We start from the raw sequence: 16,983 nt of genomic DNA on the forward strand, positions 1-16,983 counted from the left end.
GGCTCCGCGCCCGGCGCGCTTGCCCAACCCGAAACCGACCACTATCAAACCCAAGGACTCTCGTTATGAACGAGGGACGACCGGGGGGCAGGTCATTCTGCCGATCCCGGACGGTGCGCTGTCTATGCACGGCGTGATGCTTGAATTGCCCGAGACAAAGCAGATCATCTTGCGCAACGTCAATCTGGTCATCGAGCCGGGCGACACCGTGGCCATGGTGGGGCCGAGCGGCTCCGGAAAATCGACGCTTGCCCGCGCCATGGTGGGCATACTGCCCCCGGCGATGGGCGAGATCAGGCTTGATGGCGCGGAGCTGAAGCACTGGCAGGTCGACCAGCTCGGCAAGTATCTGGGCTACGTCCCGCAGGACGTGGAGTTGATCCCGGGCACAATCGCCCAGAACATCGCCCGCTTCGGTTCACGCGACGACGAAGCGACGATCGCCGCCGCCAAGTTCGTTGGTGCTCATGACCTGATTCTGCGCCTGTCCGGTGGATACAATACCGCCATCGACATTGACGGCAGAGGGCTGTCCGGCGGCCAGCGGCAACGGATCGCTCTTGCCCGCGCCGCCTACGGGAATCCCGCGCTGGTCGTGCTGGACGAGCCGAACTCAAATCTGGACGCCGCGGGCGAACAGATGTTGTTGCAGGCTATCAAGCGTTTTAAAGCCCAGGGAACAACGGTCGTCATCGTCACGCACAAAGCCCAGATACTGGCCGCCGTCGACAAGATCATCTATGTGAACGGAGGCGGTATCAGTCATTTCGGTTCCCGCGACGAGGTCATGAGCCATATCGCGGGTGCAAAGCTGCCACCACCGCCCGCAGCAATAGGGAGTAAATGACATGGCGCTTCCGTCCCCGCTGAACCGCTCCCGCATTGCCCCGGCGGCCGAGGAAACAGTGCTGCCGGGCCTGGCGGCTGACGAAGCACCGGCCTCGGACCTGCCACGGACGACGTCGTCCACCAATTGGCGCACGCCGCTGCTGATCGGCTGGGCAGTCATCGCTTTCGGGCTGGGCGGCAGTCTGGCCTGGGCGACGCTGGCTCCGCTGGACAGCGCCGTTTCCGCTCAGGGCGTCGTGTCGGTGGAAAGCAACCGCAAGACCGTTCAGCATCTGGAAGGCGGGATCGTCCGCGAAATCCGTGTCCGGGACGGCGACTATGTAGACGAAGGCGACGTGCTGTTCCGGCTGGATGGAACACAGGCCGCAGCCAATCTGGAAGTGGTTCGGAACCAGAGGGCGGCCGCGCTCGCCGAGGAAGCGCGCCTGACCGCAGAGCGCGATGGCAGCTCGACCCTTGAGTTCCCGTCGGATGTCATGGAACGCCAGAACGATCCGGCCGTTGCCAAGGCGATTGCGGACCAGCAGAGGCTGTTCCGGGAGCGACAATCCTATCTCTCTGCCCAGAAGGACGTCCTCGAGTCGCAGGTCAAGCAGGCCCAGGAACAACTCGAAGGTGCCGCCCAGGAGCGCGCATCCGGCCTCAAGCAGATTTCTTGGGTGGATCAGGAGCTGCCGTCCTTGCGCGACCTCTACAAGAAGGGGCTCGTGCAATGGACGCGCATCACCTCGCTGGAGCGGCAACGCGCGCAGCTTGAAGGCGTGGTGGCCGCCGCCGCGGCGACGCATGCCCGCCTTCTGCATTCCATCAACGAGGCGAACCTGAAGATTGCCGAATTGAAGCAACAGTTTCATCAGCAGGTCGCGGAGTCGATTGCCGCGACACGCAAACTGATTGCGGAGACCGAGCAGAAGCAGAAGGTCGCGCAGGACATTCTCGACCGTCTTGATGTGCGCGCCCCGCAGACGGGCGTCGTGCAGGGTCTCAAGGTGTTCACACCGGGCGCCGTCATCAGGCAAGGCGATCCGCTGCTCGATATCGTGCCACTCAACGAGGAACTCGTGATCCGTGCCCAGGTTTCGCCGTACAGCATGGACGTTGTCCATGCCGGCCTGCGTGCCGAAATCCGTTTTCCGTCGTTCCACCTGCCCTACGTGCCGGTCATGTTCGGATACATCAAGAATATCTCGTATGACCGCCTGATGGACGAGGCGACCAATCAACCCTATTTCGCCGCGGACGTCGTCGCGGATCGCAGCACGTTGCCGGAGGAAATCCGGGACAAGCTCAGAGCCGGCCTCCCGACCGATGTTCTGATCGTGGCCGGCGAAAGGACGCCCCTGCAATATCTTCTGCGCCCTCTGACCGACAGGCTGCGTAAAGGCATGCGGGAAAACTGAGCCGGGTCAATTTCGCCACCGCCCCTCCACGAGACGCTTCATGTAGGGAAGTGTTCCGGGGCGGAAAGAGCGCGCCGGATCCGCATCGTCGTACTTTAATTCTTTGATTTTAGACGAATTCTTACCGGTCGAATGACCCGACTTGACCGGAACGCCCCCCGGAAACCGGCAAGCCTCCCGAGCGGCCATGATCAGGTTTCGGGAGGCCTTTTATTTGACTTGCCGCGTCAGGCAGCAGCCTGCTTATTACGCTGCTCATCGATACCGGTGACGTGCCTGTTGAAGTCGGGCCCGTTCTGTGCGCCCAGCCGGAGCGCGACATGCGCCGCACGTTCGGCCTCGTCCAGATCGCCCGATTGCAGCAGGAGACCGATAAGATAATCGTGCGACCACGGGTCGGACGGGTCTGCTTCCAGTGACTGCCTGGCCAGAAGCACAGCCGCGCCCATATTCTTGCGGCGCGCTTCCACCTTGCTGAGCTGTCGCAAGAACAACCAGGGCCTCTCACCATTCACCGTCAGCCCGGCCCGGCTTGCCTCCTCGGCTGCATCCAGATCATTCTGTTGCAACAGCAGACCGATCAGATGATGGTGCGAGCCCGTGTCGGCCGAATTGATCTCCAGCGATTGTCGAGCCAGATCCACCGCCCGCGCGGGCTCCCGACGCTTGGCGGCGAGATTGCTCTGATGGCGAAGAAACATCGCGCGCTGGTGCCCGTGCAGCGCCAATCCGGCCGCAATTGCCTGCTCCGCGACGTCAAGCTCGTTCTGCTGCAGCAGAAGGCCGATCAGGTGGTGATGCGAGCCTGCATCCGAAGGATCGACACCCACGGCGCGCTGGGCCAATTCCACCGCCAGCGCCGGATCGCGCCGTCTGGCGGCTAGATTGCTCTGATGCCGGATAAACCGGGAAGGCTTGTACCCGTGCAAGGCCAGTCCGGCCGCAATCGCTTCCTCGGCGCCGGCGAAATCGTTCTGTTGCAGCAACAGCCCGATCAGGTGGTGATGCGACTCTGCGTCAGATGCATCCGCTTCAAGCGCATGCCGCGCCAGTTCCGCCGCCCGCACCGGATCGCGCCGCCTGGTGGCGATATTGCTCAGATGGCGGATGAACGCTGCCGGTCGATTACCGTGCTGCCTCAGCGCCGTCTCGACCGCTTCCTCGGCTGCATCGAGATCGTTCTGCTGCAGCAGAAGGCCAATCAGGTGGTGATGCATACCCGCGTCGAATGGATCGGCCTCGACTGCATGTCTGGCAAGCTCCACGGCCAGCGCCGGATCGCCTCGCCTGACGGCAAGATTACTCCGGTGCCGGATAAACCGGGCGGGCTTGTCGCCGTGCAAGGCCAGTCCGGCTGCAATCGCTTCCTCGGCGCCGGCGAAATCGTTCTGTTGCAGCAACAGCCCGATCAGGTGGTGACGCGACTCTACGTCAGATGCATCCGCTTCAAGCGCACGCCGTGCCAGTCCCACTGCCCGCACCGGATCGCGCCGCCTGGTGGCGATATTGCTCAGATGGCGGATGAACGCTGCCGGTCGATTACCGTGCTGCCTCAGCGCCGTCTCGACCGCTTCCTCGGCTGCATCGAGATCGTTCTGCTGTAGCAGAAGGCCGATCAGGTGGTGATGCGAGCCTGCATCCGAAGGATCGACATCCACGGCGCGCCGGGCCAGTTCCACAGCCAGCACCGGATCGCGCCGTCTGGCGGCTAGATTGCTCTGATGCCGGATAAACCGGGAAGGCTTGTACCCGTGCAAGACCAGTCCGGCCGCAATCGCTTCCCCGGCAGCGTCGAATTCATTCTGTTGCAGCAACAGCCCGATCAGGTGGTGATGCGACTCTACGTCAGCTGCATCCGCTTCAAGCGCACGTCGCGCCAGTTCCACGGCCCGCGCCAGTTCGCGTCGCTTCCCCGCCACATTGCTCTGGTGGCGGATAAACGGTCCCGGCCTTTTTTCATGTTGTGCCAGCGCCGTCTCGACCGCTTCCTCGGCTGCATCGAGATCGTTCTGCTGCAGCAGAAGGCCGATCAGGTGATGATGCATGCCCGCGTCAAGTGGATCGGCCTCGACGGCATGTCTGGCAAATTCCACAGCCCGTGCAGGATCGCCTCGCCTGACGGCAAGATTACTCCGGTGCCGGATAAACCGGGCGGGCTTGTCCCCATGCAAGGCCAGTCCGGCTGCAATCGCTTCCTCGGCGCCAGCGAAATCGTTCTGTTGCAGCAACAGCCCGATCAGGTGGTGATGCGACTCTACGTCAGCTGCATCCGCTTCAAGCGCACGTCGCGCCAGTTCCACGGCCCGCGCCAGTTCGCGTCGCTTCCCCGCCACATTGCTCTGGTGGCGGATAAACGGTCCCGGCCTTTTTTCATGTTGTGCCAGCGCCGTCTCGACCGCTTCCTCGGCTGCATCGAGATCGTTCTGCTGCAGCAGAAGGCCGATCAGGTGATGATGGGCGCCGGCGTCCGCCGGTTCAATGTCCCGCGCCTGGCGGGCGCATTCCGCCGCCTGTGCGGGCTCTCCCCGTTGTTGCGCCAGCGCGCTTACGTGGCGCAGATAGCGGCTGGGCCCGGGAAGCCCGAGATCGAGCGCTTTCCGGACAGTTGCCTCCGAGAGATCGAGATCTCCCTTCTGCTGTTGCATGCGCGCGAGATGGAGGTACGAGTCTCCGTCCGCCGGGCCGGCATCGAGGGCCTGCTGCGCCCAGTCTACCGCCGCCGCCCAGTTGCGCCGCTGCGCCTCGATATTGCTGACGCGACGCAGGATCGGGACGGGGTTGACGGTCGGCGTCTGCAAGGCGCGGCGAGCCGCCTGCCGCGCGTCCGCCAGTTCACCGATCAGTCGCTGCGCCAACGAAACACGGGTCGGGGCGGAAACCGCCCCGGACGGCGCGTCGATGCCCAGCATGGCCGCCATGCGCTGATGCGCGGCAGGCAGCAGCGGCGCGTAGTCGTCCGCGACGATGCTGAGGCTTTCGGGTGACTGCACGCGCGATATCTCGTCCGGCAACCAGCCCACCGCCTTCTTGCCGAGGCTGTAGATGACGGCGCGAGACACCTTGCGGGTAATCGCCCGTTCGGCAAGGTCACGCGCTATCCTTCCCCTGGCTTCTCCGCCAGGGGCTGCCTCGAAGGCATGTTCCAGCTGGGCAGCCATCCGTGCAACGGCCGAATAGGTCAGGTTGACGAATAACTGATGGGTCGCCGGATAGTATTTCGCAACCCTGCCCTGAAGCCCTCGCTCATCGATCTGTGCCTCGTCCGACAGGGCGATGATTTCCGGTGGCTTCTCGAAGGTCTGCTGGGCCGGCGGTCGCGGCGGGGAAGACGGCGGAGTTCCGGGCGGCGACACCGGGGGCTGAGGCTCTTTCGCCTCTTCGGGCATGCCGCGCACCTTGCCGGTTCCCCGATACTGGGGGGCGATGCCGAGTTCGGCGAGCAGCTCCTGCAGTTCACCTTTCAGATCGCCGAGGAAATCGACCTGCGCAGGGCCATAGGAGGCGATGATCTGGCGCAGCCAGGCGGGAATGCCGTCGCGCACCAGCGGTGCGAAATCACCGGCATGGACCTGCCGCTGATCGCCTTTCCTGAACCGCAGAAACTGGCGATAGAGATCGGGCTGCACCTCGAAGTCGTCCGGCAGCTCGATGAAAACCGTGAAATGTCCGGCGCCGAACGGTATGCCGAAAAGCGGCGCCTCCTGAAGCCATTCCTGTTGCTGGCGGATGGCATAAATCTCGCCGCGATAGACGAGACTGACCTGCCCCGCTATCCGGATGCCATCCGCATCCGGCGCGACCACCGGCTCGTAACCGTAGTGGATAACAATGCCGCCGACGGTCGGTACGCTCTCGATCCGGTGCATGCGGCCGAAGCGCGCTTCAGCGGGAACAAATACGCGATCGGGCAGCCCCGGTGCACCGCCGCTCACCGTCAGCGACACACCCGCAGGCGTGCGGAAGAAGCGCCGGGCGAGATAGTGGAGGCTCCAGTCCGGCGGCACCGACGGATCGTTGTCATAGGGATTGAGCCACGTGTCCTGCTCCTGCCGGTTGCCGAACAGAACAACCTCCGTCCAGTCAGACGACAGGTTGTAGTCACCTTCGAAACGGCAGAGGGCGGTTACGTCATCGACCTCGGACCCGACGGCCGATGCAGCCTCGCGGTAAGGAATCCGCCCATAGATTCCGTGCCGTTGCCCCATTGTCACCTCGCTCACCACGCCATTCCGGCACGAGCGATAACGGAGGCCGTATTTGTTGGAGGGCAGCGACGCGACTTTCGCGCCCATGCCGAAGTTCCGGTCCAGCGCATTCACCTTGTGCAGGGACGACGCCAGATCGCAGATGCGATGCAGTTCTGTCGCCGTCATGCCGAGCCCGGTATTCCAGATGGAGAGCTTGCGGACGCCATCGATCATCCTGGGCCTGATATCCACCAACTGCTGGCCTGCGGGCGCGGTACCCGCCGCTTCCAGTGCATTCATCACCAGCTCGCGCAGCATCATCGTCTTGGGGCAGCGCTCGATAGTACTGGCAACCAGAAACCCTTCGTTGGCAACACGAAGAGCCGCAATAGGACTACTGGCGGACACGACAAACTCCGGAATAGTGATAACTATTAGAAGTATAACATGATATGGAGATCACGTAAATCCGCGTATGCCGGCCTCCGCGCACCGGCAGGACTGGCTTGGGAGATTCCAGGCTCCGAGGTCATCGCACAATTCGATGGGGATAGCGAATCTATTCCGGCAAGGACGAGAGAGCTTCCATCCACCACTTCGGCTCCCGATGCCCTCGGATCGCGGTGCCCGTCCGTGAAGAAAGCAGAAGGCAACCGGATACCGCACGCATTTCAACGGCGATCCGCTTGACGTTTCCAGCACCTCCCACGGACGGGCGCGGTTAACGGCGTGCGCGCCCGTCAGGGCGCGGGGTTGCCGTGGAGCTGGTGCACTGCGTCGATCCGCGCCTCTATTTCCGGCGTGATAACGAGCGAGCGCGATGCGAGGTCGGCCTCAAGCTGTTCGAGGCTCGTCGCGCCGATGATGTTCGCGGTCACGAAGGGGCGACTCGTCACCCATGCAATGGCGAGCTGGGCGGGATCGAGGCCAAAGTCACTCGCGATGGCGAGATAGCTGTCTATCGCCTCCGCCGTGCCGGGCTTCTGGTAGCGCTGCCCGCGATCGAAGAGGGTCACGCGCGCGCCGGCCGGGCGGGCGCCATTCCGATATTTGCCGGTCAGGAAGCCCTGCGCCAGCGGCGAATAGGCCAGCAGGCCCACCTGCTCGCGCTCGTGGAATTCGGCCAGCCCGTTCTCATAGGTCCGGTTCAGCAGGTTATAGGCGTTCTGCACGCTGACGACGCGGGGCTGCTCTTTTATCTCCGAAATGTGCAGGAAACGGGAGACGCCCCAGGCCGTCTCGTTCGAGAGGCCGATGTGGCGCACCTTGCCGGCCCGCACGAGTTCAGCCAGCGCATCGAGCGTTTCCTCCACCGGCACCTCCGCGCCGTCCCCGCCACGCGAGGGCGCATGGTTACCGCCGCCGAAAAGCGGTAACGGGCGGTTCGGCCAGTGAAGCTGATAGAGATCGACATAATCGGTCTGCAGCCGCTTCAGCGAATTGTCGATGGCTTCGTTGATGTTTCTGGCGTCGAGCCGGGGCAGGCTGCCGTCCTTGCGCAGATAGGTGCGGTCGCTCGGGCCGGAAACCTTGGTGGCGAGAACCACCCGGTCGCGGTTGCCGCGCGCCCTGAGCCACGTGCCGATGATGCGCTCGGTCGATCCCTGCGTCTCCGCCCGTGGCGGGATGGAATAGTTTTCAGCCGTGTCGATGAAATTGATGCCGCGGTCGAGGGCGAAGTCGAGCTGCGCATGCCCCTCGGCCTCGGTGTTCTGCTGGCCCCACGTCATCGTGCCGAGCGCGATGGAGGAAACGCGGATGTCGGTCCGGCCGAGCTGTCGGTATTCGGTCATTTGGGCTCTTTCTGATCTCTGCAAGCGCGAATGCGCCAGCAGTCTATATACTGAGTAGACATAAAAGCCACAATCCGCCAACCACCCCCGCAGACAGGAAGAAATCCTTGCCCGATCGGCAAAATTTTCTTCCTTCCCATATGGATTTCTTTCATCAGACTTTGTCTATCGACAAACTATAAAAATGGTGTGGCGCTGCCGCTACACAAACGGAGTTTTCAATGACCAGACCCGTCCGCCGTCTCGCGGTGCGATCCATTCCTGCCGCCATGGCGCTTGCCCTTGCCGCGTCGGCGGCTGCGGCGGGCGAGCCCCGGCAGGGCGGTATCATCCGATACGGCCATTATCAGGAGCCGCCCTGCCTCTACACCGGCTGGGTACAGGCGGGCTATATCCAGCGGCAATATGCCGACAACCTCGTCGCGCGCGACAATGACGGCAATATCGTGCCCTGGCTCGCCACGAGCTGGACGGTCTCGAACGACAACCTGACCTATACGTTCAGGATAAAGCCCGACGTGAAGTTCACCGACGGCACCGTGCTCGACGCGAACGCGATCCTCTACAACTTCAACCGCTGGCTCTCCGATGACCCGGCGAAGGCGAACCGCAACGCCAAGCTTTATGTCGCCGAATACATCAGGCAGATCAGCGCGCCCGATCCGCTGACGCTGAAGATCGAGCTGTCGAAGCCCTATCAGCCGCTGCTTACCGTGCTGGCGACCTACTTCTTCGGCATCCTGTCACCAACGGCCCTGGAAAAGGGGCAGGAGGCGATCTGCGAGAAGCCCATCGGCTCCGGGCCGTTCTATGTCGACGAGTGGAAGCGTGGCCAGTATGTGGTGCTGAAGCGCAACCCCGACTACAATTCCGCCCCGGCGACAGCGAAGCATCAGGGGCCGGCGCATGTGGACGGCATCGTCTGGAAGTTCCTCAAGGACAACACGCTGCGCTATGGCTCGCTGCAGAGTGGCGAGTCGGACGCGATCTATGACGTGCCCGCCGTCTACTGGGCGGAGGCGCAGAAGAACTACACCATCATTCAGGACATCACCGGCGGCACGCCCACCAGGCTGCAACTGAATACTGCGCGCCCGCCCTTCGACGACGTGCGCGTGCGCCAGGCCTTCGCCCATGTCTCCGACCGGCGCAAGGCGGTGGAAGTGGCCACCCACGGCTCGATCCCGTACAACGGCAACGGCTCCCTCAGCCAGAGTTCGCCCGAGCACGTCGGCGCGCTTCACGACAGCTATCCGTACGATCCCGCCGCCGCCAACCGGCTGCTCGACGAGGCCGGCTGGAGCGCGCGGGACCGCAACGGCGTCCGCCAGAAGGACGGCAAGCCGCTGACGGTGCGCCTGCTCTACGCCGGCGGGTCGCTGCTGTCCGCCGACGCTACGCTCGTGCTCCAGATCCTTCAGGATCAGGCGCGCGATGTCGGCTTCGAGGTGGTGCTGAAGCCCATTCCACAGGCCGACTGGTTCGCCGGCAAAGGCCGCACTGTCGACGACTACGAGGCGCAGCCCGCCTACTGGGTGGCGTCCTCGGCGGAAATCCTCAAGATTTCGTGGCGTCCGGACGAGGGTGGCGTGATCAACGCCAACAACGCCTCGCGCTTCCAGCCGCCGGAGCTGTGGAAACTGATCGAGACCGCAGACCGTACCTTCGATGACGCAGAGCGGCTGAAGCTCTATCAGGATGCGCAGCGGCTCATCGTGAACAACGCCGCCGTGGTCGGCCTGTTTCCGCTGACCTTCACCATCGCGGCACAGCCGAAGCTGCGCGACGTCTGGATTTCCAGCCCGGTGAGCGAGCCGGTGTTCCACGATGCCTGGTTCGAGGAATGAGCCGATGAGTGAATCGACGGGTCTTGTGGCCGGTGAACCCACGCGGGCCGGCAGGGTCAGGGTCGTCCTGCACCGCCTGCTCGGCGCGATCTTCGTGATCTGGGCCACGGCGAGCATCACCTTTGGCGTGCAGTCCCTCCTGCCGGGCGACCGCGCGGAACTGATGATCAACGCGGCCGCCGGCACCTTCACCCAGCCGACCGCCGCGGAACTCGCGGCGGTGAACGCGAAATACGGCTTCGACCGGCCCTTCTGGGAGCAATATCTGCACTACATCGGGGGCGTGCTTCAGGGCGATCTCGGCGAATCCTACCAGTCGCACCGGCCCGTAGCGGAACTCATCGCCGGGCAGATCGCGCCCACTCTCGCGCTGACGTTGAGCGCGCTGGCGTTGGCGTGGGCGATCGCCATCGCCGTGACGGTCTTCTCCGGCGGGCGCGACGGCCCGGTCGCACGCGCCTTCGGCGGCTTTCAGGTCATCAAGGCCGTCGCGCCGCCCTACTGGATCGGTACCATCCTGCTCGTCGTCTTCTCCATCCATCTGCGCTGGGTTCCGGTCGAAGGCGGCGGCGGCCTGCAGGGACTCATCCTGCCGTCGCTGGCGCTCGCCATCCCGCTCTCGGGCTTCATCGGCCAGATCATCCGCGCGGAGTTCGGACGGGTGCTGGAGCAGCCCTTCGTCACTTCAGCCCGGATGAGGGGCATGGGCAACCTCGCCGTGCGCCTGCGCCATGTGCTGCGCCATGCCGTGCTGCCGGGCATCACGCTGTCCGGCTGGGCGCTCGGCTCTCTCTTCTCCGGCGCGGCGGTCATCGAGACGGTTTTCGCGCGGCCCGGCATCGGCGGCCTGCTGGTGACCGGCACCGCGACGCGGGACATCCCACTGGTGACGGGCATCATCATCGCCTCCGCGGCGGCCTATGTCATCGCCAACCTGATCGTCGACCTGCTCTATCCCATCATCGACCCGAGGCTGAAACAATCATGACCAAGCCCGCCGATCAACTTTCCGTCTATCCGCAGACACTCGTCGGGGACCAGCTCCTCCGGTTCCTGCCCTCCGCGGACGCGCTGCGGACGGTGCCGGCCACCGTTTATGCGGCGGGCGTGGTCGTGGCGTTCTTCCTTGTCGCGGCGGTGGCGCCTTCACTGCTGCAGACGCACGACCCCTTCCGCACCGATCTCTACGCCACGCTGCAGTCGCCGTCCCTCGACCATTTCTTCGGCACGGACCAGTCGGGGCGAGATCTCTATTCGCGCGTCGTCCAGGGCACGGGGCAGTCGCTCGCGATCGGCCTCGGCGCCATAGGGCTGAGCATCGGCATCGCGCTGCTCGTCGGCGTCACGGCGGGCCTTGCGGGACGGCGGACGGATGCGGCGCTGAGCCGTTTTCTCGATGTCCTGCTCGCCTTCCCGAACCTGTTTCTGGCGCTGCTTTTTGTCGCCGTGTTCGGCGCGACGACCACGACGCTCATCGTTTCCGTGGGCCTGGGCTGCGCGCCGGGCTATGCGCGGCTGATCCGGGGGCAGTTTCTCGTCGTGCGCAACTCGGGCTACGTCGAGGCGGCACGCGCTCTTGGCCATCCTTACGGGCGGATCGTGCGCCAGCATATTTTCCCCAATGCCATGCGTCCGCTGATCGTGATGATTACCATGGGCGTCGGCCAGACCATCGTCTGGGCATCGAGCCTCGCCTTTCTCGGCCTCGGCGTGGCGCCGCCCTCGCCGGAATGGGGCGCGCTGCTCGATGCCGGGCGCAATTACGTCACCGTTGCCTGGTGGCTGGAGGTGATGCCGGGCTTCGCCATTATCCTTTTCGCCCTGTCGGTCACGGTAATAGGCCAGCATCTTCAGGACCGGCTGGAAGGGCGGGTCAACCCATGACCGCGCGTGATCCTCTGCTGCATCGGGCAGCAACCGCCACTGCCACCCCGCTGCTGACCGTGGAGCGGCTGCGCGTTGGCTTCGGGCGGGATCCGGCGGCGGCCGGCGCCGTCGTCAAGGGCATCTCCTTCGCGCTGGAGCCCGGCCGCTGCCTCGCCATCGTGGGCGAGTCGGGTTCGGGCAAGAGCGTCACCGCCCGCAGCCTCGTGGGCCTGACGGGCCGCAACGCCACGGTGCAGGCGGAGAGGCTCGCCTTCTCCGGCCGTGACCTCACCCGCTATGGCGAGCGCGACTGGCAGCGGCTGCGCGGACGCGACATCGGCTTCGTCCTTCAGGACGCGCTCGTCTCGCTCGACCAGCTCCGCCCGGTGGGCGACGAAGTCGGCGAGGGCCTGCGCATCCACCGTGTGATTCGCAGCCGCGAGGAACAGGAAACCCGAGTCGTCGAGCTGCTGCGCCTCGTCGGCGTGCCGGAGCCAGAGGTGAAGGCTCGGCAGCTGCCGCACGAGCTTTCCGGCGGTCAGCGCCAGCGCGCCCTGATCGCCTCCGCGCTGGCGCTCGATCCCGCGCTGCTGATCGCGGACGAGCCGACGACGGCGCTCGACGTCACCGTGCAGGCGCAGATCCTCGACCTGCTGGAAGCGACCAAGAACCGGGGAAAGGCGCTGATCCTCATCAGCCACGATCTCTCCGTCGTCTCGCGCATGGCCGACGAGGTGATCGTCATGCGCCACGGCGAGGTGGTGGAACAGGCGCCGGTGGCGACCCTGTTCTCCGCCCCCCGGCACGAATACACGCGCCGGCTGCTCGACGCGATCCCGGCGGCGCATACGCGCGGCACGCGGCTAGCCCCGGCCTCCGCCCCCCGCCTCACGGCGGATGCCGCGCACTGGCGCCGGCGGGGCGGCGACACGCCCGGCCCCGTGCTGGAAGGGCGCGACCTCGTGAAACGCTTCCGCGGGCCGGACGGCCAGTGGCGCACGGTGGTGCGGGGCGTGAATTTTTCGCTGGCACAGGGCGAGACGTTGGGCATCGTCGGCGAGTCCGGCTCCGGCAAGTCCACCACGGCGCGGCTGGCGTTGGCGCTCGACAGGCCGGACGAAGGCACCGTGCGCCTTCTGGGGCGCGACTGGAGCGCGCTCGACGAAGCCGGACGGCGGCCATTGCGGCGCGAGATATCCGTGGTCTATCAGGACCCTCTGAGTTCCTTCGACCCGCGCTGGACGGTGGAGCGCATCGTCGGCGATGCGCTCGCCGGCGGTGCCGCCGGCTTCGGGCGCGATGCTCAGATCGACGAACTGCTCGAACTTGTCGGGCTCGGCAAGGCGCACCGGCGCCGGCGGCCGCTCGAACTTTCCGGCGGCCAGCGGCAGCGTGTGGCCATCGCCCGCGCCATGGCTCCCCGCCCCCGCATCATCGTCTGCGACGAACCGGTCTCGGCGCTCGACGTCTCCATTCAGGCGCAGATCCTCGACCTGCTCGGCGATCTCAAGGCCGCGCTTGGCGTGAGCTACCTCTTCATCTCCCACGATCTCGGCGTGATCCGGCATCTGAGCGACCGCGTGCTGGTCATGCGCAACGGCGAGGTGGTGGAGGAGGGAACGGCCGATGCCATCTTCGACGCCCCCCAGCAGGACTACACACGCGAACTCGTCTCGGCGGTCCTGCACGACCGCCTGCCCCGCATCAAAGGAACCTCGCATGGCTGAGCTTCACTTCAACGCCTTCGTCATGAACACCGTCTCTCACATCCAGCACGGCCTCTGGCGGCATCCGGAAGCGAAGCAGGCGGATTTCGACGATATCGACACCTGGATCGAGCTGGCGCGGACACTGGAGGAAGGCCTGTTCGACGCGATCTTCTTCGCCGACGTGGTCGGGCTCTACGGCCCGCTCGGCGGCAGCTACGAGGTGAACGCGCGCGAGGGGCTGCAGATACCCAACCATGACCCCTCCGCGCTCATCTCGGCGCTTGCTGTCAGCACCGAGCACCTGGGCCTTGCCTTCACCTCCTCCGTCCTGCAGGCGCACCCCTTCGAATTCGCGCGGCGGGTGTCGACGCTCGACCACGTGGCACGTGGGCGCGTGGCGTGGAACATCGTCACCAGCACGCAGGAGAACGCGGCCCGCAACTTCGGCCACGAGCGGCTCACCGAGCATGACGAGCGATATGCCTGGGCCGAAGAATATCTCGAAGTCGTCTACAAACTATGGGAAGGCTCGTGGGAGGACGGCGCGCTCCTGAAGGACCGCGCCCGGGGCGTGTTCTCCGATGCCTCGCGCATCCACAAGATCAACCACGTCGGGCCGCGCTACCGGGTGGAGGGGCCGCACCTTCCCGCCCCTTCCCCGCAGCGCACGCCCTTCCTGTTCCAGGCCGGTTCGTCGCCCGCCGGGCGCGCCTTCGCGGCCCGCCACGCCGAGGCGCAGTTCATTACGCCGCCCTCGCCCGAAGCCGCCGCCGGCCTGATCCGCGAGACGCGCGACCTCGCCCGCGCGGCCGGGCGGCGGGGCGAGGACATCAAGTTCTTTCAGGGGTTCTCTTTCGTCATAGGCTCCACCGATGAGGAGGCGCGGCGCAAGGAGGAAGATCTCGAACGCTTCATCAGCGTCGACGGCTTTCTCGCCCATACCAATCTGGGCGTCTCGCAGGACACGGGCGAACCTTATCCGCCGGAGACGCCGCTCGCCGAGGTGAGGACCAACGGAGGGCGCAGCCAGATCGAGTGGCTGCGCCAGCGCAACCCCGGCCGCGAGCCTACTGTGGGCGATCTCGGTGCGCTGGTGGCCCGGCGTCATCCGCGCCTCGTCGGCACGCCGGAGCGGATCGCCGACGAACTCCAGCGCTGGCAGGAGGCTGGCATCGACGGCGTGAATCTCATCAACTGGACGCTGACGCCATCGTACCGGGAGTTCAACGAATACCTGCTGCCGGTGCTGCAGAAGCGCGGCCTCGCCAAGCGGGAATATGGCAAGGGCACGCTGCGTGCCAGGTTCTTCGGCCACGACCGGCTGCCGGACCGCCATCCCGCCGCGCGCTGGCGCGGCGCATTTTCCCGCCCCGCCGCGGCGCCAGCTCCCGCCCTCGCCGAAACCGTGTGAAGGATAAGCGGGCAACATCGAAACGGCTTCCGGAGCGGCACCGCCTGAAACGGTGCCGCTCAACTTTTCATCGGCCGCGCTCTCCCGCCGTCGTGGCCGCAGGCCTTCCTGAAAGCGCCCCTTGCGCGTCCAGACCCTATCCGCGGTCTCCGAGCAACCTTCCAGACAGGGACGGCAGAGATTCCGAAGACATGCCCCATGGCCCCCGAACGGTTCCGGAGCAGCGGGAAGCAGATGACGGGTCACTCGGACGAAATTCGAAGCCGCGCCCCGCAGTATCAGGGGCGCTTCGGCGCGCCTGTGAGCGACATGTCGGCTCATCGAGGCGGACCGGCGACCGCGTGATTCCCACGGAGGGGTGGCGTTGCTCAGCGCGGAAGTATACGCGGGCGAGCGGATGGCGCGCACGCTTCTTCGAGCACTATATTGGAAATATAATATTTAAAAAAATTTATCGTTACTACACAGATGTATCAGAATGTAATTTGTAATTACTAGAAACTTACAAAAATTTCATATATCCTGCCTTGCTATCCATGCACCGACCCAATAATCCCCTTTGGACGGTTTCTTTCACAGCGGCCGGATGTATTCGGCCGGCCCCTGTTTTCATTGAAAGCGGAGCAAGCGATGCTGCACAAGACGACGCTTATGTTATCTCTCTGCCTGATACCCGCCGCCACTTTCGCGGCGCCGGCGGGCGCGCCCTCCCGGTCGGAGGGCGCCGGGGCGCAGATACTGGCCCAGCAGCAGCGAACTCCCGCGACGCCGCGCGCGTCGACGCCACGGACTTTCGCCCGCGGGGAGGTATTGCCGGAGGCCTACCGCGCCAAGCCGGTGAAAAACCCCTATCATCAGGGGCTGACGCCACCCAAGCGCACCCAGCAGTGGGTGCAGGTCGGCCGCAGCTTCTACCTGATCGACCGCGCCAACGGAGAAGTCGCCGACCGCGTCGATCCGTAAGGCCGCGCAACCCGGCACGGGACGGGCGGCGGCCTCAGCGCCCGAAGCCGCCCGGGCCGGTAGAATACGCCACGCCCGCCCGGTATCCCGGACGGGCGACAGCGGTTGCCCGATGAGCGTTACAGTCCGGCTCCGGCAATCGCCGCATCGAGCCGTTCGCGCGCCTTCTTCGGCAGCTTGGCCTCCTTGAGGGCATCAAGGTTGGCCGGCACGCCGTCGCCAACCACCACCAGCGCCACCATGCCCATCGGCATATGCGGAAGGCACTTGATCAGGTACGCGCCGGGCACCGTGAAGCTCGACGAGATTTCTTCGTTGACCTTGCCCTTGAACGGCTCAGCACCGTCGGGGATGAGGCCCTTCACCGTTTCCGCGCTATGGGTCTTGTCGGTCGGCACGAAAGTCACCTTGTCGCCGGGCGCGACCTTGAGGAACGACGGCTCGAAGACCATCAGTCCGTCCTTGCCCTTGTTGAGCATCTCGATCCTGAAATCCTCGGCCATCGCCGGCATGGAAAGCAGCGTCAGCGCCGCTACGGTACACACGGCTTTACCAATCACTTTGACCATTTGTCTTTCTCCCCAGGCAGCAGCCTCGACATCGGAAAGCCGACGCCCTGCCCTTCCTCGCGTCACTTCCGAAGCGTTTCACCTGTCGTCCGGTTGCCCGACCTGCTTCGATGCGCCGGCTTGACGCGCCGTGGCGTGAGGGAAGCCGGATTCGCCCCTTCTGGAAATGCGACACGCAATCGCACGATGCAGCTGCGTCTCCCGGTTCATGTCGCAGATCGGACCCGAGAATAGCGTTCCCGGCTCGATGCTCCAGGCGTGACGGCGACACGAATAAGGGAAGCCCATGGAGGAAGCAGACTGAGCCACACCGAGAATGGACCTTTCCACTTTTTTGCGTATACCACGGCACACGGCTTCATTCACGAGGGCAGCGGATTGAACCGACA

At 64.9% G+C, this 16,983-nt stretch carries 11 protein-coding genes; 8 read left to right on the forward strand and 3 right to left on the reverse strand.

Features of this window, described 5'->3' with window-relative positions:
- Together FHS82_RS17515 and FHS82_RS17520 are read left to right on the forward strand one after the other, a co-directional pair.
- The coding region (locus tag FHS82_RS17515) for an ATP-binding cassette domain-containing protein (RefSeq protein ID WP_166955267.1) at window positions 1-847 on the forward strand (847 nt) is incomplete at its 5' end.
- Window positions 848-905: 58 nt separating this feature from the next.
- The gene (locus FHS82_RS17520) at window positions 906-2,249 is read left to right on the forward strand and encodes an HlyD family type I secretion periplasmic adaptor subunit (protein WP_166955269.1); all 1,344 of its coding nucleotides are present in this window, start codon (window positions 906-908) and stop codon (window positions 2,247-2,249) included.
- Between the two features lie 227 nt (window positions 2,250-2,476).
- Here the strand turns inward: FHS82_RS17520 and FHS82_RS21455 are convergent, their stop codons facing one another.
- Together FHS82_RS21455 and FHS82_RS17530 are read right to left on the reverse strand one after the other, a co-directional pair.
- Entirely contained in the window at window positions 2,477-6,844 is a 4,368-nt protein-coding gene (locus FHS82_RS21455; protein ID WP_166955279.1) for a tetratricopeptide repeat protein, read from the reverse strand.
- 332 nt (window positions 6,845-7,176) lie between these two features.
- Window positions 7,177-8,229, reverse strand: a complete 1,053-nt coding sequence (locus FHS82_RS17530) for an NADP(H)-dependent aldo-keto reductase (protein WP_166955291.1) — start codon at window positions 8,227-8,229, stop codon at window positions 7,177-7,179.
- Between the two features lie 221 nt (window positions 8,230-8,450).
- Between FHS82_RS17530 and FHS82_RS17535 the strand changes: the two genes are divergently transcribed.
- The 6 genes from FHS82_RS17535 to FHS82_RS17555 all read left to right on the forward strand — a co-directional run bounded on the left by FHS82_RS17535 (window position 8,451) and on the right by FHS82_RS17555 (window position 16,025).
- Window positions 8,451-10,076 carry an ABC transporter substrate-binding protein gene (locus tag FHS82_RS17535; RefSeq protein ID WP_166955301.1) on the forward strand — a complete coding sequence of 542 codons (1,626 nt, stop codon included), beginning with the start codon at window positions 8,451-8,453 and terminating at the stop codon, window positions 10,074-10,076.
- Window positions 10,077-10,080: 4 nt separating this feature from the next.
- Window positions 10,081-11,064: an ABC transporter permease gene (locus FHS82_RS17540; protein ID WP_166955303.1), complete on the forward strand. Its 984-nt coding sequence runs from the start codon at window positions 10,081-10,083 to the stop codon at window positions 11,062-11,064.
- Window positions 11,061-11,960 carry an ABC transporter permease gene (locus FHS82_RS21220; RefSeq protein WP_246225412.1) on the forward strand — a complete coding sequence of 300 codons (900 nt, stop codon included), beginning with the start codon at window positions 11,061-11,063 and terminating at the stop codon, window positions 11,958-11,960. Before FHS82_RS17540 ends, FHS82_RS21220 begins: the two co-directional genes overlap by 4 nt.
- Window positions 11,957-13,669 carry a dipeptide ABC transporter ATP-binding protein gene (locus FHS82_RS17545; protein ID WP_246225413.1) on the forward strand — a complete coding sequence of 571 codons (1,713 nt, stop codon included), beginning with the start codon at window positions 11,957-11,959 and terminating at the stop codon, window positions 13,667-13,669. Before FHS82_RS21220 ends, FHS82_RS17545 begins: the two co-directional genes overlap by 4 nt.
- Window positions 13,662-15,062, forward strand: coding sequence for an LLM class flavin-dependent oxidoreductase (locus FHS82_RS17550; protein WP_166955309.1), 1,401 nt, complete (start codon window positions 13,662-13,664; stop codon window positions 15,060-15,062). The genes FHS82_RS17545 and FHS82_RS17550 overlap by 8 nt, the downstream gene beginning before the upstream one ends.
- Before the next feature lie 630 nt (window positions 15,063-15,692).
- Complete coding sequence (locus FHS82_RS17555) at window positions 15,693-16,025, forward strand: RcnB family protein (protein WP_166955311.1); 333 nt, start codon at window positions 15,693-15,695, stop codon at window positions 16,023-16,025.
- Between the two features lie 119 nt (window positions 16,026-16,144).
- Here the strand turns inward: FHS82_RS17555 and FHS82_RS17560 are convergent, their stop codons facing one another.
- Window positions 16,145-16,537 (reverse strand): pseudoazurin, encoded by a 393-nt coding sequence (locus tag FHS82_RS17560; RefSeq protein WP_246225427.1) that lies wholly within the window; start codon window positions 16,535-16,537, stop codon window positions 16,145-16,147.
- Between the last annotated feature and the right edge of the window lie 446 nt (window positions 16,538-16,983).

Origin of the sequence: Pseudochelatococcus lubricantis, from assembly GCF_011762225.1 — a bacterium.
GTDB classification, from domain to species: Bacteria; Pseudomonadota; Alphaproteobacteria; order Rhizobiales; family Beijerinckiaceae; genus Pseudochelatococcus; species Pseudochelatococcus lubricantis.